General features: G+C 58.5%; 15 protein-coding genes. 8 read left to right on the top strand and 7 right to left on the bottom strand.

What is annotated here, in order from left to right:
• The 3 genes from HFD92_RS10565 to HFD92_RS10575 all read left to right on the top strand — a co-directional run bounded on the left by HFD92_RS10565 (position 1) and on the right by HFD92_RS10575 (position 3155).
• Positions 1-660 (top strand): response regulator, encoded by a 660-nt coding sequence (locus HFD92_RS10565; protein ID WP_009092548.1) that lies wholly within the window; start codon positions 1-3, stop codon positions 658-660.
• Positions 657-2012 (top strand): HAMP domain-containing sensor histidine kinase, encoded by a 1356-nt coding sequence (locus HFD92_RS10570; protein WP_111208666.1) that lies wholly within the window; start codon positions 657-659, stop codon positions 2010-2012. The genes HFD92_RS10565 and HFD92_RS10570 overlap by 4 nt, the downstream gene beginning before the upstream one ends.
• 276 nt (positions 2013-2288) lie before the next feature.
• Positions 2289-3155: a nucleoside-specific channel-forming protein Tsx gene (locus HFD92_RS10575; protein ID WP_150028751.1), complete on the top strand. Its 867-nt coding sequence runs from the start codon at positions 2289-2291 to the stop codon at positions 3153-3155.
• A gap of 82 nt (positions 3156-3237) precedes the next feature.
• Here the strand turns inward: HFD92_RS10575 and yjdN are convergent, their stop codons facing one another.
• Positions 3238-3675 (bottom strand): VOC family metalloprotein YjdN, encoded by a 438-nt coding sequence (gene yjdN, locus HFD92_RS10580; protein WP_009092553.1) that lies wholly within the window; start codon positions 3673-3675, stop codon positions 3238-3240.
• Positions 3676-3748: 73 nt separating this feature from the next.
• Complete coding sequence (locus HFD92_RS10585; RefSeq protein ID WP_009092555.1) at positions 3749-4645, bottom strand: LysR family transcriptional regulator; 897 nt, start codon at positions 4643-4645, stop codon at positions 3749-3751.
• 115 nt (positions 4646-4760) lie between these two features.
• On the opposite strand from HFD92_RS10585, the gene HFD92_RS10590 reads away from it, so the two are divergent.
• The 3 genes from HFD92_RS10590 to abgT all read left to right on the top strand — a co-directional run bounded on the left by HFD92_RS10590 (position 4761) and on the right by abgT (position 9198).
• Positions 4761-6074 (top strand): amidohydrolase, encoded by a 1314-nt coding sequence (locus HFD92_RS10590; protein ID WP_167428905.1) that lies wholly within the window; start codon positions 4761-4763, stop codon positions 6072-6074.
• Positions 6071-7513: a M20 family metallopeptidase gene (locus tag HFD92_RS10595; protein ID WP_111208667.1), complete on the top strand. Its 1443-nt coding sequence runs from the start codon at positions 6071-6073 to the stop codon at positions 7511-7513. The genes HFD92_RS10590 and HFD92_RS10595 overlap by 4 nt, the downstream gene beginning before the upstream one ends.
• A gap of 167 nt (positions 7514-7680) precedes the next feature.
• Entirely contained in the window at positions 7681-9198 is a 1518-nt protein-coding gene (abgT, locus tag HFD92_RS10600) for a p-aminobenzoyl-glutamate transporter (RefSeq protein ID WP_111208668.1), read from the top strand.
• Between the two features lie 60 nt (positions 9199-9258).
• Here abgT and nadS read toward each other — a convergent pair whose 3' ends face one another.
• Positions 9259-9543 (bottom strand): NadS family protein, encoded by a 285-nt coding sequence (nadS, locus tag HFD92_RS10605; RefSeq protein WP_009092561.1) that lies wholly within the window; start codon positions 9541-9543, stop codon positions 9259-9261.
• A 1-nt stretch (position 9544) separates the two neighbouring features.
• A complete protein-coding gene (locus HFD92_RS10610) occupies positions 9545-9877 on the bottom strand; it encodes a type II toxin-antitoxin system RelE/ParE family toxin (RefSeq protein WP_111208669.1) in 333 nt (110 codons plus the stop codon).
• A gap of 227 nt (positions 9878-10104) precedes the next feature.
• On the opposite strand from HFD92_RS10610, the gene HFD92_RS10615 reads away from it, so the two are divergent.
• Positions 10105-11514 (top strand): MFS transporter, encoded by a 1410-nt coding sequence (locus HFD92_RS10615; RefSeq protein WP_111208682.1) that lies wholly within the window; start codon positions 10105-10107, stop codon positions 11512-11514.
• Between the two features lie 42 nt (positions 11515-11556).
• Here the strand turns inward: HFD92_RS10615 and HFD92_RS10620 are convergent, their stop codons facing one another.
• Genes HFD92_RS10620 through HFD92_RS10630 form a run of 3 tightly spaced genes read right to left on the bottom strand, consistent with a single transcriptional unit; the run spans position 11557 to position 15400 of the window.
• On the bottom strand, positions 11557-12867 hold the full coding sequence (locus HFD92_RS10620; RefSeq protein WP_058957011.1) for a cytochrome c: 1311 nt from the start codon (positions 12865-12867) through the stop codon (positions 11557-11559).
• Between the two features lie 11 nt (positions 12868-12878).
• Positions 12879-14663 carry a GMC family oxidoreductase gene (locus HFD92_RS10625; RefSeq protein WP_009092566.1) on the bottom strand — a complete coding sequence of 595 codons (1785 nt, stop codon included), beginning with the start codon at positions 14661-14663 and terminating at the stop codon, positions 12879-12881.
• 2 nt (positions 14664-14665) lie between these two features.
• Positions 14666-15400: a gluconate 2-dehydrogenase subunit 3 family protein gene (locus tag HFD92_RS10630; protein WP_167428906.1), complete on the bottom strand. Its 735-nt coding sequence runs from the start codon at positions 15398-15400 to the stop codon at positions 14666-14668.
• Positions 15401-15676: 276 nt separating this feature from the next.
• On the opposite strand from HFD92_RS10630, the gene sbmA reads away from it, so the two are divergent.
• Positions 15677-16918 carry a peptide antibiotic transporter SbmA gene (sbmA, locus tag HFD92_RS10635; protein WP_009092568.1) on the top strand — a complete coding sequence of 414 codons (1242 nt, stop codon included), beginning with the start codon at positions 15677-15679 and terminating at the stop codon, positions 16916-16918.
• The last annotated feature ends 30 nt before the right edge of the window (positions 16919-16948 follow it).

Below are 16948 nucleotides of genomic sequence, written 5' to 3' on the forward strand. Positions count from 1 at the left end.
ATGCGCGTGTTACTGGTTGAAGATGATGAAATGATCGGTGCAAACCTGCAGCAGGCACTGGAGGGCGCGGGCTGGTCGGTGGACTGGGTGCGCGATGGCGTCTTTGCCCACAATGCCTGGAGCGAAGGCGGCTACAGCTGCGTGCTGCTCGATCTCGGCTTACCCCGCGATGACGGGTTACAGGTGCTGCGCCGGGCGCGCGGGCGCGGCGACTCCACGCCCGTGCTGATTCTGACTGCCCGCGACACGGTGGCGCAGCGCATTCAGGGGCTCGACAGCGGCGCTGACGACTACCTGCTTAAACCGTTCGACCTCCAGGAAGTGATGGCCCGGATGCGCGCCATTACCCGACGCCGCCACGGCGCGGCAGATTCGGTGCTGGGCAGCGGGGATGTTCAGCTGGATATGATGACCCGCGAAGTGCTCTATAAGGGTCAGCGCGAGCAGCTGACCGCGCGCGAGTATGCCCTGCTCTACGCCCTGCTGGAGCGGCCCGGTGCCATTCTGTCGCGCGAGCAGCTGGAAAACCGCATCTATGGCTGGGGCGATGAAGTCAGCAGCAACGCGGTGGATGTCCTGATTCACGGCATGCGCCGCAAGCTGGATAATGACGTGATCCGCAACGTGCGTGGCCTGGGCTGGCGGGTTCCGGCCATATGAAACCCTTCACCTTTATGCGCTCGCTGCGTAATAAACTGCTCTCTACGCTGCTGATTATTCATCTGCTGATGATCGGTGGCGTCACCTGGTATTTCTTCAGCTGCTACGGCGATATGGTCGGCACGATGAAGGACGATCAGCTGGCAAAAATCGCGGACGCCTGGTCCACCAATAAGCAGATGCCCGCCCTGATGCCGATGCTGATTGCGCCGGATAAAGCGAAAAGCGCGTTTGTGGTTCAGCTGTGGGACGACCGCGGACAGCTGCGTGCCAGCTCCTGGCCGGAGCTGGCGGCCCCGTTACAGAACCAGCGGGGTTACCGCGACGTGCATGTCGGCCAGTGCGGCGACTGTGAATGGCGGATCTATACCCGGCCCGGTTTGCCCGGCAGCGCGATCAAAACCATTCAGGTCATGCACAACCTCAGCTACATGAAGTCCACGATGGTCAAGCGGGCGCTGGCGGCGATTATCCCGATGATCCTGATGATGCCGCTGTCGCTGCTGGTGATCTGGCTGGTGGTTCGCAAGATCACCCGCGATCTGCAGGTGGCTTCGCGTCAGATCGCGGCGCAGGAGACCCATCATCCGCACAACGTCTCGCCGGAGGGGCTGCCGGATGAGATTCTGCCGCTGGTGGCTGCCTATAATTCATTGCTGAGTAAACTGCGCGAGGCCTGGTCCTCTCAGCGTCAGTTCCTGGAGGACGCCGCCCATGAACTGCGCACCCCGGTAACGGCGGTGACCTTACAGCTGGAGAATCTGCGGCAGTATATCCAGCCGGGCGAAGCGAGCCGGCAGTTCAGCCAGCTGGAAGCGGGCGTCACGCGCACCCGTCATCTGGTCACACAGCTACTCAATGTGTCGCGCCAGGATGACCAGAGTGTGGTCGCCAGCGTCGAGCATATTGACCTGGAAGATCTGCTCAAGGAGAGCATTGAGCAGCTGATGGTGGTGGCAGACAAGCGCGGCATCGATATCGGCTTTAACGGCTCTGCCCAGTATCGTCTGCAGGCCAGTCGTTCTGAGCTGCGCAGCCTGTTTGACAACCTGATTGGTAACGCCATGTTGCACACGCCGGAAGGGAGTCTGGTCGATGTGCTGCTGCATCGGGTCGCGGGCAAAACGGTGGTCGATATTGTCGATAACGGGCCAGGCATGCCGGAATCCTTTATCGAGCGCGCGTTTGATCGTTTTACCCGCTCGCCTGACGTGAAAGCCCAGGGCAGCGGGCTGGGATTATCCATCGTGCGTAACGTCGCTCAGAAACATCAGATTCACGTCGCCCTTTCCAACTGTCTGACCCCACAGGGTGCGATCTGTGGTTTGCAGGTTCGCGTCACTTTTCCCTGATCCCGCCTTTTTGATCACGAACCAGACAACGTAAACGGTTGCCTGGTTCCGTTCGATCATGGTCTTAATTGTGAAGTGCATCACATTTTAGCTGAATTGTAATGCAACACTTTTTGACAAACGTGAGCAAAATCTATTTTCTATCGATCTGTTACAGGCACGCTACGCGGGCTGAACAACCGGCTGTTTTTTGCTGACATCCTCATTCCCTCCAGGGACCGATTTCTCTCTGACTGCGTCTGCTGTGCGGCGGTCAAAAGCATGTGGCTGATGATAATGAAATATAAAACGTTGATAGCAGGTGCCGTGCTGGCATGTTCACTGAGTGGTGCTGCGCAGGCCGCAGAAAGCGATCCGCAGTATCTCTCTGACTGGTGGCATCAGAGCGTTAACGTGGTAGGCAGCTACCACACCCGTTTCGGACCGCAGTTCAACAACGACGTCTATCTGGAATATGAAGCGTTTGCGAAAAAAGAGTGGTTCGACTTTTACGGCTATCTCGACGTACCTAATTTCTTCGGCGTCGGCAACAGCAACGCCAACGGCGTATTCGACCACGGTTCCCCGATGTTCATGGAAATTGAGCCGCGCTTCTCGATCGACAAGCTGACCGGCACCAGCCTGGCGTTTGGTCCGTTCAAAGAGTGGTATTTTGCTAACAACTACATCTACGATATGGGCCGCAACAGCGACAGCCGCCAGAACACCTGGTATATGGGTCTCGGTACCGATATCGATACGCACAGCGATGTCGGCCTGTCGCTGAACGTCTATGCCAAATATCAGTGGGAAAACTACGGTGCGGCGAACGAGAACAGCTGGGATGGCTATCGCTTCAAAGTGAAATACTTCGTCCCGATCACGACGCTGTGGGGCGGTAATCTGGGCTATGTCGGCTTCACTAACTTCGACTGGGGTTCCGATCTGCGCGATAAAGGCGGCGCATCACGCACCAGCAACTCCATCGCCTCCAGCCACATTCTGTCACTGGGCTACGATCACTGGCACTTCTCTGCGGTGGCGCGTTATTTCCACAACGGCGGACAGTGGGCAGATGGTCAGGAAGTGAACTTCGGCAACGGGCCGTTTGAGCTGAAATCGACCGGCTGGGGTTACTACCTGGTGGCGGGTTACAACTTCTGATGTAAAGCGGCGGCGCTTCATCGCGTCGCCGCCCTGTGTTTCTGCTGGTATGGCGTCGCGTCCTGCGACGTCCGTCAGCCGCTTAATCCTGCGACTTCTCCACATTGATGCGCCACGGAATGTTGAACTTATCGATAAACATGGCGAAGCCGTTCGACCAGAAAGTCTCCTGCCACTCCGTTGTCACCTTGCCGCCTGCCGACAGTTTTTCAAACCACGCTTTACCCTCTTCGACATCGGTGGTGGAAAGGCTGACCGCATAACCGGCATGTTCCGACGCCGGTGGCTGATCGGTGTTACCGTCGCTGAGCATCAGCTCGCCGTCGCCAATACGCAGTTGCGCATGCATGATCTTCTCGGGTGGCTGCGGCGCTGCGGACTGATCGCCAACCTGCTCTCCCTGATCCGGCATATCGCCAAACTTCATTTTCGCGAGCAACTCGCCCCCGGTCGCCTGCAGGTAAAAGTCGATAGCCTCTTCACAACGGCCATAGAGAAACAGATAAGGACTGACTTGCATCTTCACCTCTATATTGTCGGTTGGATTTTTACAGTACCTTAAGAGTGTAGACGATCGACTTTACTCGCTGATTTTACTGGCAATAACGGCGAAACAGCTGCGCCATATAGCTGCTCATGGGCGTCAGCGCGGTCTCCTTGCGCTGAATCAGATAAAAAATCGCTTTCGGCAGGGGTTCGTCAAGCGTCAGCGCCACCAGCGACCGTCCCAGAACCGGATCGTCAATCACATCGGCTGACAGAATGCTGATGAAATCGCTTTGCGCCACCAGGCTGGTGCAGGCCATAAAGGTTTCACAGGTCACCACAATTTTGGGTGCCATGCCGCGCTCGCCAAAGAGGTCGTGCAACAGGCGGTAATAGCTGCCTTTCGGCGTCGGCATGGTCCAGTCCGCCTGCTGCAACGCCGCCAGTGAACGGGCTTTTTCCAGCGGATGGCCTTTGCGAACCACCACCTTATATTCCCGCTCCATCACCCGCTCATACATCAGCTCCTGATCGAGATGACTCTGGTCATAAGTATTGATGGTGAAATCGAGCGTTCCCTGACGCAGCTCATGCACCATTGACACCAGCTGGCCTTCGACGATGCGCACCTTGACCAGCGGATATTCCCGATGAAACTGGTTGATCACCTGCGGCATAACGGTACGCGCCACGCTGCTGCCGATGCCGATATTCACCTGCCCCCCGCCCCGCCCCAGCCGCTGCTGGATATCCTCTTCGGCGACCCGCAGCTCCGCCAGCACCAGGCTGGCATGACGGAAAAAGTTATCACCGATATCGGTTAACACGACGCCCTGCTGGCGGCGGATAAACAGCTTTGCCCCCAGCTCACGCTCCAGTTCCTGAATCGCTTTGGTCAGCGCCGGTTGCGACAGCCCCGAAACACGGCTTGCCGCACGGATACTGCCCTGCCGCGCCACGTCAACAAACGCACGCAGTTGATGAAGTTTGAGATTAGCGGACATAACTTTTGTGATAACCGTTGTTTATCAGTCACAAGATATTCGCATCTTATGCCCGGCAATTCCATTGTGTAGATTCGAAGCAGTGCATAAAAAACCAACAACGAGGACAGAGCCGATGAAAACCCTTTCCGACCACGTCAGTGCAAGGCTGCCGCAGCTTCAGCAGTGGCGTCGTGACTTCCATCACTACGCCGAATCGGGCTGGCTGGAGTTTCGCACCGCCACGCTGGTCGCTGAAGAGCTGCATCAGCTCGGTTATCAGCTAAAGCTGGGGCGTCAGGTGATCGACGCAGAGGCGCGGATGGGCCTCCCCGACGCCGCCGTGCTGAAACAGCAGGAGGCGCGGGCGTTACAACAGGGCGCGCTGCCGCAGTGGATCAGCCACTTTTCCGGCGGATTCTGCGGCATCGTGGCGACGCTGGAAACCGGCCGTCCCGGCCCGGTGATGGGCTTCCGCGTGGATATGGACGCACTGGATCTCAATGAGAGCCAGGCCAGCGATCATCTGCCGCAGCGGGAAGGGTTCGCCTCCTGCAATGCGGACATGATGCACGCCTGCGGGCATGATGGCCATACCACCATCGGGCTGGGGCTTGCCTCGGTGCTGATGGCGATGAAAGAGCGGCTCAGCGGCACTATCAAACTGATTTTTCAGCCTGCTGAAGAGGGTGTACGCGGCGCGAAAGCGATGGTAGCGGCGGGCGTGGTCGATGATGTGGATCGCTTCACGGCGATTCACATTGGCACCGGCGTGCCGGCGGGCGAAGTGGTGTGCGGCAGCGACAGCTTTCTCGCCACCACCAAGCTGGATGTCCACTTCACCGGCGTCGGTGCCCATGCGGGTGGCCGCCCGGAGGAGGGACGCAATGCCCTGCTGGCGGCGGCTCAGGCGACGCTGGCCCTGCATGGCCTGGCCCAGCACAGCGGCGGCGTGGCGCGGGTGAATGTCGGCGTGCTGCAGGCCGGAACCGGCCGCAACGTGGTCGCCGACTGCGCCCTGCTGAAGGTCGAAACCCGCGGCATCACCAATCAGGTTAACGACGATATTTATCAGCAGGCGCTGCGGGTGATTGCCGGTGCGGCGGCGATGTATGGCGTTGAGCAGCAGGTGACGCTGATGGGTGCGGCGCGCAGCTGCACCCCGACGCAGCCGTGGGTCGACTTCATTCACCAGCAGGCAGACGCGCTCGGTATCTTTGATTCCGTGGTCGATCGCAAAGCGCAGGCGGCAGGATCAGAAGATGCGACCTATATGATGGAGCGGGTCAGGCAGCGTGGCGGCCAGGCCTCATACGTCATTTTCGGCTGTGACCTGGCGGCGGGCCACCATAATGCCCGATTCGACTTTGATGAGCAGGTCATGCCGGACGCCATCACGCTGCTGGCGACGCTGGCGCTCAATCAGGCGCAGTATGGTGAAACACGATGATGGAAGCCTTTATTGCCGACTATATCGACCGCCATCAGCACCGTTTCAGCACGCTCAGCGACGCCATCTGGGATACGCCGGAAACCCGCTTTGCCGAAACCCGCTCCTCGGCCCTGCTGGCCGACGCGCTGGCCGAAACCGGGTTCATCGTGGAGCGCGGCGTGGGCGGCATTGACACCGCCTTTATCGCCAGCGCCGGCAGCGGCAAACCGGTGATCGCCATCCTCGGGGAGTTTGATGCGCTGGCCGGTCTCAGCCAGCAGGCCGGATGCGCCCGGCCAGAACCGCTGGAGGTGAACGGCAACGGACACGGCTGCGGCCACAACCTGCTCGGCACCGCCGGCGTGGCGGCGGCCTGTGCGGTTAAAGCCTGGATGGAGCAGCATCACGCTGGCGGAACCGTGCGTTTTTATGGCTGCCCTGGCGAAGAAGGGGGATCGGGTAAGACCTTTATGGTGCGTGAGGGCCTGTTTGACGATGTGGATGCCGCCGTGACCTGGCATCCGGAAGGTTTCAGCGGCATGTTCAATTTGCGCACGCTCGCCAATATTCAGGCCGCGTTCAGCTTCAAAGGGGTCGCGGCTCATGCCGCTAACTCTCCCCATCTGGGCCGCAGCGCACTGGATGCCGTCACGCTGATGAATACCGGGGCCAACTTTCTGCGCGAGCACATCGAACAGGAGGCACGTCTGCACTACGCCATCACCAACAGCGGCGGCGTCTCGCCAAATGTGGTGCAGGCCGATGCGGAGGTGCTCTACCTGATCCGCGCGCCATCGCTGCCACAGGCGCAGGCGATCTATCAGCGGGTGATCAATATTGCCCGGGGTGCCGCCCTGATGACGGACACGACCCTGACCGTGCGTTTTGACAAAGCCTGCTCTGACTATGTGCCTAATCGCGCCCTGGAAGCGGTCATGGAGCGCTATTTGCATCACTTTGGTTTGCCGGACTATAGCGACGAAGAGCGCGCGTTCGCGGCTGAACTGCGTGCCACTCTGACCGATGACGATCTGCGTAATGCCCGCCTGAACGCCGCCCGTATCGGTGGCGAAGCCGGTCACGCCTGGGCTGAGCAACTGGGGGAGAGGCTGTTTATGGATCAGGTCGCGCCCTATGCCGTCACCCGCGACCTGCTCTATGGCTCCACCGATGTCGGCGATGTCAGCTGGGTCACGCCGACAGCACAGTGTTTTGCGCCCTGCTTTACCTTCGGCACGCCGCTGCACACCTGGCAACTGGTGGCGCAGGGCCGCACCACGATCGCGCATAAGGGCATGTTGCTGGCGGGCAAAGTGATGGCGGCGACGGTGACCACGCTGCTGCAGGATGAGCAGGCGCTGGCGGAGTGCCAGGCCGAATTTCAGAAGGTACGCGCCGGGCAGCCCTATCACTGCCCGATCCCTGCGGGGATCACACCCACAAAACTGGCCGGATGAGCCAGCGGCCGCGTCGCTGACGCGGACCAGAATAAAAAGAGTGCAAACACTTCCCTGATTCTGCGGGGCCGGAACTGAACTCACCGCCTGTCGCCTGTCGCGACCGGCGTCAGTCCGCGCCGCCATCGATAAGGGGGTCACAAGACGACAAGAAGAGAACCCATACCATGGAAGCAACCTCCGAGAACCGTAGTCCTGGCCGGCTCTTCAGCTGGATCGAACGCGCAGGCAATAAAGTGCCTAACCCGTTTTTACTGTTTGTCTATCTGATTGTGGTACTGATGGTCGCAACCGCCATTATCAGTGCGCTGGATCTGGCGGTGAAGAACCCCGGTAATGGCGAAATCGTCCGGGTCAATAACCTGCTGAGCGTCGCGGGTCTGCAGTGGATCCTGCCCAACATCATCAAAAACTTCAGCAGCTTTACACCGCTGGGGTCGATTCTGGCGCTGGTCATTGGTGCCGGGCTGGCGGAAAAGGTCGGCCTGCTGCAGTCGCTGATGGTTAAGATGGCGTCACGCGTCAGCCGCCGTTACGCCAGCTACATGGTGCTGTTCATCGCCTTTTTCAGCCATATCTCCTCGGACGCGGCGCTGGTGGTGATGCCGCCGCTGGGTGCGCTGATCTTTCTGGCGGTGGGCCGTCATCCGGTTGCGGGCCTGCTGGCCGCCATCGCCGGTGTCGCCTCGGGTTTTACCGCCAACCTGCTGATCGTCACCACCGATGTACTGCTTTCAGGTATCAGCACCGAAGCCGCTAAAGCGGTCAGCGATACGGTGCATGTCAGCGTCATCGATAACTGGTTCTTTATGGCCACCTCGGTGATTGTGCTGACGATTGTGGGTGCATTGCTGACCGACAAATTTGTTGAGCCGCGCCTGCCGCAGTGGCAGGGCAACGGCGAAAAGCTGGCGGCGCTGACGCCGCTGGAGAACCGCGGCCTGCGGGCCGCCGGGATCGCCGCGCTACTGTTCATCGCCGTGATGGCGCTGCTGGTCATGCCGGAACATGCGCCGCTGCGCAATCCCGCCAGCGGTGCCATTATCCCCTCGCCATTTATTCAGGGCATTGTGCCGATCATTATTCTGTTCTTCTTTGTGGTGGCGATTGCCTACGGTGTCGCCACCCGGCAGATCCGCCGTCCGGATGATATCCCGCAGTTGCTGGTCGATCCGATGAAAGGCATGGCGGGTTTTATCGTGATGGTCTTTCCGCTGTCGCAGTTCGTGGCGTTCTTTAACTGGAGCAACATGGGCAAATTCATGGCGATTGGACTGACCGACGTGCTGGAGAGCGCAGGCGTCAGCGGCGCGCCCGCATTTCTCGGCCTGATGTTTCTGTCGGCATTTCTCTGCATGTTTATCGCCAGCGGCTCAGCCATCTGGTCGATTCTGGCGCCGGTGTTCGTGCCGATGTTTATGTTGCTCGGCTTCCATCCCGCCTTTGCCCAGATGATTTTCCGCATCGCTGACTCGGCGGTACTGCCGCTGGCACCGATGTCGCCCTTTCTGCCGCTGTTCCTCGCCTTTTTGCAGCGATACCAGAAGGATGCGCAGCTCGGCACCTACTATGTGCTGATCTTCCCCTATCCGCTGGTGTTCTTTATCAGCTGGATCGCGCTGCTGGTCGCCTGGTACTGGCTGGGACTACCAATTGGGCCGGGTGTCTGGCCGCAACTGCCTTAAGGCACCGTGCCAGCGATACAGCCAAAACGCTGGCACGTTTTCTGCGGCACTGCAGTTATGTCAGTGCGCAGCCAGTTCCTGAAAGAAGGCGGGATTCTTCTGGATAGTCGCCAGCACTTTAGCTGCCAGTCCGGTCGGATTGCGGCGTCCGCTTTCCCAGCTCTTTATCGTATCAAGGCTGGTTCCCAGTGCCGCCGCCATTTCACTCTGGGAGACGTTAAGCTGCGCCCGGATAGCCTTCACATCTGCCAGCGCGTAATGGGTAACACGGGCGGGTTCTCTGACACCGTTTTTTATCTCCACCGCCTCTTCCAGCGATGCTTTCAGCTCATCAAAAAAACTCATGTCATATCTCCTCTTTCAGTCTTTGTGTCAGCTTTTTCAGCACGGATTTTTCCGCATCCGTGAGGTTCTCTTTGAGATTCTTTGGATAAGCCATGATCAGGTAAATCACGTCAGCGGTAGCCAGAAAGTAAATTACCCTTGCGCTGCTGCTTTTACCCTGATTGCCCGTCGCCATCCTGATTTTTCGCAGTCCGCCGGTTTTCTGAATAAGATCGCCTTTCTCCGGTGACTCGATAAGCTCCCTCTGAAGCTCCCGAAGCTCTTCATCCGTGGCGATTTGCTTTATCTGTCGGGTAAACATCGGGGTTTCGATAAACTCAATTGCCTGACTCATCGCTCACTCCTGCCTCTTCCATGAGGAGTACATAGTACACCCAGCCTGCTTCATGAAAAAGCCCACGGATGGCAAAACCTGCAACGTATGTTGCTAAATCGTCAGCAACGCCCCTCTCGGCAACGGCAGATGAATTGATTATTCTGCTATTTCTTCGCCTGCTAACGGTTGACGTTCTGCATAACCGCCTGCGGGTGTTTCCCACACTGCCTGAGGTTGACGCTGATATGACCACTCACTCCACCCGCCTGCCGCCGATGCACGCGTCATCGGCGGCCCGCAACAGCGTAGCCGGGCGCATTGATGCGCTGCCCGCGTCCGCTGGCTTATGGCGCTTTATCACCCTGCTGGCGCTGGGCGGCTTTTTTGAACTTTACGACCTGTTTGAAACCGGCTATATCAGCACCGGCCTGCTGGCGGCGGGCGTCTTTCACACCGGTGAGGCGGGCGTGCTCGGCTTCTCCGATCAGGCTGCGTTTGCGTCAGCCACCTTTCTCGGCCTCTTTTTCGGTGCCAGCCTGCTGGCCCCCTACGCTGACCGATTTGGCCGCCGCCTGACCTTTATGTGTGCGCTGCTCTGGTATGGGCTCTTTTCCCTGCTGATGGCCTTTCAGCAGAGCGCGGAGATGATCATTCTGTTCCGCTTTCTGGTGGGGATCGGGCTGGGCGTCGAGCTGGTGACCATTGATACCTATCTGTCGGAATGGGTGCCGAGCCACCTGCGCAGCCGGGCCTTTGCTTACGCCTTTTTCGTGCAGTTTTTATCGGTGCCTGCCGTCGCGCTGATGTCGTGGTGGCTGGTGCCGCAGACCGTGTTCGGTCTGGAAGGCTGGCGCTGGGTCGTGATCGCAGGCGCGCTCTGTTCACTGGTGATCTGGCTGGTGCGCAGAAATCTGCCGGAATCGGCACGCTGGCTTGCGCAGCAGGGGCACTATCAGACAGCACATGAGGTGTTATCGTTGATGGAGCAGCGCTGCGGCATTCCGGCCGGGCCCGCTATCCTGCCCGATGACGCGGCTGCCCAGCTGCCCAAACGCGGGCGCTTTCGTGAGATCTGGGCTCCCGCTTATCGCCAGCGCACCCTGATGCTGGTGGTGATGAACTTTTTCCAGGCGATCGGCTTTTTTGGCTTTGGTAACTGGCTGCCTGCGCTGCTGTCAGGCCGCGGTGCCACGGTGACACACAGCCTGCTCTATGCCTTCTTTATCACGCTGGCCTATCCGCTGGGATCGCTGATCTGCAGCCGCTATGCCGACAAGCTGGAGAATAAGTGGCAGATTGTTCTGTCATCGCTGATGACGGTGGTATTCGGCACGCTGTTCGCCTTCCAGACGCAGCCGGTTCTGCTCATCCTCTGCGGCTTCCTGATTACCTGGTCCAACGCCTGGCTGACTTTCAGCTTCCACGCCTATCAGACCGAGATTTTCCCGACCCACATCCGGGCGCGGGCAGTCGGCTTCTGCTACTCCTTCAGCCGCCTCTCTACGGTATTCAGCAGTATTTTAATCGGGGTGATCCTGCAATACGCCGGCACGCCGGGTGTGATTACGTTCATCGTGCTGAGCATGCTGATGGTGATGCTGTCGGTAGGGATTTACGGGCCGAAAACCCGTGGGATCGATCTGGAGAATATTTAAAAGAAAAGGCCGTCATCCTGATGATGGCGGCCTTTTTACGGGTTATTTGCCTTCCAGCACCCGGATGTCTGCACTGCCCAGACGATCCTTCTCATCTTTACGCAGCGACGCGACCTGTTTCGCGGTCACCGGTTCTGACGCCTTATTACCCCAGCTGTTACGCACGAAGTTCACCACATCGGCAACCTGCTGATCGTTCAGCCGCCAGCCAAATGCCGGCATGGTAATGGTCGATGGCGCACCGTTCACGCCAGGCAGTTGCCCGCCCACCAGCACGATGTGAATCAGCGAGGTTGGATCGTCCGCCAGTACCACCGGGTTGCCGCGCAGCGCCGGATAAAAACGCTTATAGCCGCTGCCATCGGTTTTATGGCATGCCGCACAGCTGTCGACATAGGCCGCCGCGCCGGTCTGGCTGTCATCGCCGCGCCAGAGTGCTTTGGCGGTGGCATCATCCACGCTGAAGGCCGCCTGATGCGGATCTTTCGCGCCCAGTGACTTCAGATAGCGCGCAATCGCGGTGATATCGGCTTCACTCAGGTGCTGCAGGCTGTGTTCCACCACATCGGTCATTCCACCAAACGCGGCAGTCTGATCGTTACGGCCATAACGCAGGAACTGACGCAGGTCATCTTCGCTCCAGCGCCCCAGCCCATCGCGGTTATCACCACGCAGGTTGCTGGCCGTCCAGCCGTCAATCGGCGCGCTGCTGCCCGCCAGATAGTCGTTGCCTTCGGCGTTGGTCAGCACCTTCTCCTGCATGGTGAAACTGCGCGGCGTGTGACAGGCACCGCAGTGGCCCAGCCCCTCAACCAGATAGCGACCGCGCGCCAGCACCGGATCTTCCTGAGCGGCAGGCTGGAACGCTTTCACATCGGGCGCAAAAATTCCGCGCCAGATCGCCAGCGGCCAGCGCATCGACAGCGGCCACGGAATGTCGCTGTCGCGATTTGGCTGCTTCACCGCCGTCACGCCATGCATGAAGTAGGCGTAAAGCGCCTTCATATCCTCATCGCTGACGACCGCGTAAGAGGGATAAGGCATGGCGGGATAGAGGGTATCGCCATTTTTCGCCACGCCATGACGCACCGCTTTCTGGAAGTCGTCGTAGCTGTACTCACCAATACCGGTCGTGCGATCGGGGGTAATGTTGGTGGAGTAGATGGTGCCAATCGGGGTGGCCATCGGCAGACCACCGGCAAAGGTCGCGCCGCCTTTGCTGGTGTGACAGGCCACACAGTCACCGGCGCGCGCCAGATACTCTCCCCGCTTAACCAGATTGTCCTGGCTCTCATCCGCCAGCGCGGCAAAGGTCAGGGTGCCCAGAATCAGGGCCAGAATGCCATTTTTCATCGCCATGTTCCTTATGCCTGCACCAGTGGACCGGGGTTCTTCAGGTAGTTTTCGCGAATCGCTTTAGCTGACCAGTAGGTCAGCGCCGCCACCATGCCGGTCGGGTTGTAGCCCAGTCCCTGCGGGAAGGCAGAGGCACCTGGTACAAACACATTCGGCACGTCCCAGCTTTGCAGATAGCGGTTAACCGCACTGGTTTTCGGATCGTCGCCCATGATCGCACCGCCACTGATGTGGGTGGTCTGATAAACCCTGGAGTCAAAATGGGTGCCCGGCTTTTTCGCGCCGCCCAGAATCATCTTCGGATTCATCGCCTCCGCGATATTGCGCATTTTTCCGACCATAAACTGCGCCATTTTGATGTCGTTCTCCTGCCAGTCAAAGGTCATGCGCAGCAGTGGCTGCCCATAAACATCTTTGTAGTTGGGATCGAGATCGAGATAGTTAGCGCGGTAGGACTGATGCGCGCCGTGCGCATCCATCGACAGGTGATGGGTGTAAGTATCCGCCACTGCCGCTTTCCATTTACTGCCCCAGTCTGGCGTACCGGCAGGCACTGGCATGCCGGAGATCGGCTTGGTCCCCGCCTGGTTGACCCAGAATGGCGACCCGCCCACAAAGCCCAGCGGTCCGTGGTCGAAGTTATCGGCGTTGAAATCATCAACCGCAACGCCCGCGCCACCTGCGCCGATAAACGGGTTAGTGGTAGTGTTTTTATCAAACAGCGCCTTCAGGGTAGAGAGGTTCTGATAGGCGAAGTTACGGCCGACGGTGCCTTCGTTGGTAATCGGGTTGTAAGGCTTGCCGATGCCTGACAGCAGCATCAGATGCACATTGTGGAACTGGAAGGCGGAGAGGATCACCAGGTCAGCGGGCTGCACCTGCTCGCGCCCCTGCCCGTCCACATAGGTCACGCCGGTTGCGCGCGTTTTGTCATCGCTGAGATTGACCCGCAGGACATACGAGTTGTTACGCAGTTCAAACTTTGGCTCCTGGCGCAGTGCAGGCAGGATGTTCACGTTAGGTGACGCTTTGGAATACATGTAGCAGGCGTAGCCGCTGCAGTATCCGCAGAAGTTACACGGCCCCATCTGCGCGCCATAGGTGTTGGTATAAGGCCCGGAGGTGTTGGCGGAAGGCAGATCGTAAGGATGATAGCCGACCGACTCCGCCGCCTGCGCAAACAGCTGTGCCGAGTAGGTTCGCTTCTGTGCGGGCAGCGGGAAGTTATCTGAGCGATCGGGCGCAAACGGGTTACCGCCTTTATCTTTGCCGACCACCTTGCCCTTGATACTCCAGGCGCTGCCTGAGGTGCCAAAGACTTTTTCCGCCTTGTCGAAGAACGGCTCCAGCTCATCATAGCTGACGCCAAAATCCTGAATCGTCATGCCTTCCGGGATGAAATTCTTGCCGTAACGCTCTTCGTAATGGCTGCGCATCCGCAGTTCAATCGGATCCACGCGGAAGTGGACGCCTGACCAGTGCAGACCCGCGCCGCCGGTGCCGGTGCCGGGCAGGAATGCCGCCAGCTGACGATAAGGCACCGCCGTCTGCGAAGCATCATGACGGATGGTCACGGTGCTTTTAGAGAGATCCTGGAACAGCTTTTTGCGGATGTTATAGGTCAGCTCATCAATGGACTGCGGATAAGAGCCGTCGGGATAGGTGTCGCGATGCGGCCCACGCTCCAGCGCCAGCACATTCAGGCCCGCTTCGGTCAGCTCTTTCGCCATGATGGCACCGGCCCAGCCGAAGCCAACAATCACCGCATCCACTTTTTTCATTTCGTTTGCCATGCTTAACTTCTCTCCCCGCGAATCGATACTGACGGGAACGGATAACGTTCACCGCGCTCTACCCAGTCCATAAAGTCGGCGCGTGCGCCAGGGAAGTTGATCAGCTTCCAGCCGACCATTCCCTGATTTCCGCCGTGGACAGGATCGCTGAAGAAGCCTTCGCGGGTGTTCTGCAGCAGAAAGGCAAAGAAGGTTTTAGCGGGCAGCTGGCTGAATTCGGCGCTGCCACTCTCCATCGCCTGCAATAGCGCATCCTGCTGCTCCGCGCTGAGCTGAGCGAACACCTTACCGTGCTGCTGTTTGCTGTAGTGGTCGGCATCGGCCAGACCGAGACGGTAGATCTGCTGCGGCACCAGCGGCAGCTGATAGCCCAGCTCTTTCGGCAGATCGGGATTAAACGGCCCCTGCATATACCAGTTCGATCCGGTGGCATAGGGAGTATTCATCTGGCGGTCGATGAACTCCGGCACGCCCGCTTCCACTGCGCCAGGCCCGCGTTCATCGCTGGGGATCAGGCGCGCCACGGCGGCGGTGATAAAGGCATACTCTTCGGCGGTAAACCAGGAGGGCTGATAATCACGCGCCTTCTGCGGTGCAGCCGGCGTTTCAGCCGCCTGTGCGGTCTGCGGCAGGGAGAGAGCACCTATCGCTGTGGACCCTACCGCCATTGCAGGCGCCAGGGTGATTGTCTTCAGCAAAAAATCCCTGCGTGAATGACCCTTTTTTTGTTCTGACATGACATTGCCTCATTCCCGCGCTGGATGGCGGTATGAAAAAATAGGTGGTTGCGTTGTAGTGGTTTTTATCAGCAGATACCGGCCCTGATGCCGGCTTGTTACCGGTAACAAGCCGCCATATTGTAACACTGCTATTCACAAAGATTTAGTTCCGCGAAACAAAACCGCACAATTTCATTAACATTCATCCCTGTCCTGTCATGAGCAGAAACAACAGACTACAGACAGCAAGCAACCAAAACGTTATAAAAGACCACACACAACAGCGGAGTGCCTATGTTTAAGTCTTTTTTTCCGCGGCCAGCGCTGTTTTTCAGCTCAGCGGCCGTCTGGAGTTTAGTCGCTATTTTTGCCTGGTTTGGTTTTGCTGAGCAGTTGCCCGGCATGTGGCCCATGTTCGAAACCGCCATCAAAGCGCCCCTGCCGACGACCGCAGCGCGTTTTATCGCGGCGAGTCAGATCTGGTTCTATCTCTATTACTGGATAATGGTCGCCATTTTTGCCGTGGCGTGGCGGGTGATCGACTCGCATCCGTGGCAACGCTGGTCAGTCTGGGGATCGGCACTGATCATCTTTGTCACCTGGTTTGGTGTCCAGGTCGGGGTCGCCATCAACGCCTGGTATGGCCCGTTTTACGATCTGATCCAGAAAGCGCTGACAAAAGCGGGATCGGTGCAGATTGCTGAGTTTTACCACCAGGTTGTGGCTTTTCTCGGCATCGCATTAATCGCGGTGGTGATTGGCGTACTCAATTCGTTCTTTATCAGCCACTGGGTTTTCCGCTGGCGTACCGCCATGAATAACTACTACATGCACAACTGGCAGCGGCTGCGCCATGTTGAAGGTGCCGCACAGCGTGTTCAGGAAGACACCATGCGCTTTGCGACCACGCTGGAAAACTGGGGCGTCAGTTTTATTCAGGCGATCATGACGCTGGTGGCATTTTTGCCGGTACTGGTGGCGCTCTCCCATCACGTTAAAGATATCCCGTTCCTCGGTAATATCCCTTACGCGCTGGTGATTGCCGCGGTGCTCTGGTCGGTGTTTGGTACAGGTTTACTGGCGCTGGTCGGGATTAAACTGCCAGGGCTGGAGTTCCGCAACCAGCGGGTCGAAGCCGCCTACCGTAAAGAGCTGGTCTACGGCGAAGACAATGCCGATCGCGCCGGGCCACAGACGGTGCAGGAGCTGTTCAGTCGGGTGCGGGTTAACTACTTCCGTCTCTACTTTCACTATCTCTACTTCAACATCACCCGCATTCTCTATCTGCAGGTGGATAACGTGTTTGGTCTGTTCCTGCTGTTTCCCTCGATTGTGGCGGGCACCATCACGCTGGGCTTACTCAACCAGATCACCAACGTGTTTGATCAGGTGCGCGGCTCGTTCCAGTATCTGATCGCCTCCTGGTCGACGCTGATTGAACTGATGTCCATCTACAAACGTCTGCGCAGCTTCGAGCAGATTCTGGATGATGTGCCGCACGACGAGATGATGCGCGAAGCGTCAGAGGATGTGTAGCGCACAGGCGCTTTATTGAGGCGAAAAAGC

Origin of the sequence: Pantoea sp. EKM101V, assembly GCF_011800325.1 — a bacterium.
Classification (GTDB): domain Bacteria; phylum Pseudomonadota; class Gammaproteobacteria; order Enterobacterales; family Enterobacteriaceae; genus Pantoea; species Pantoea anthophila.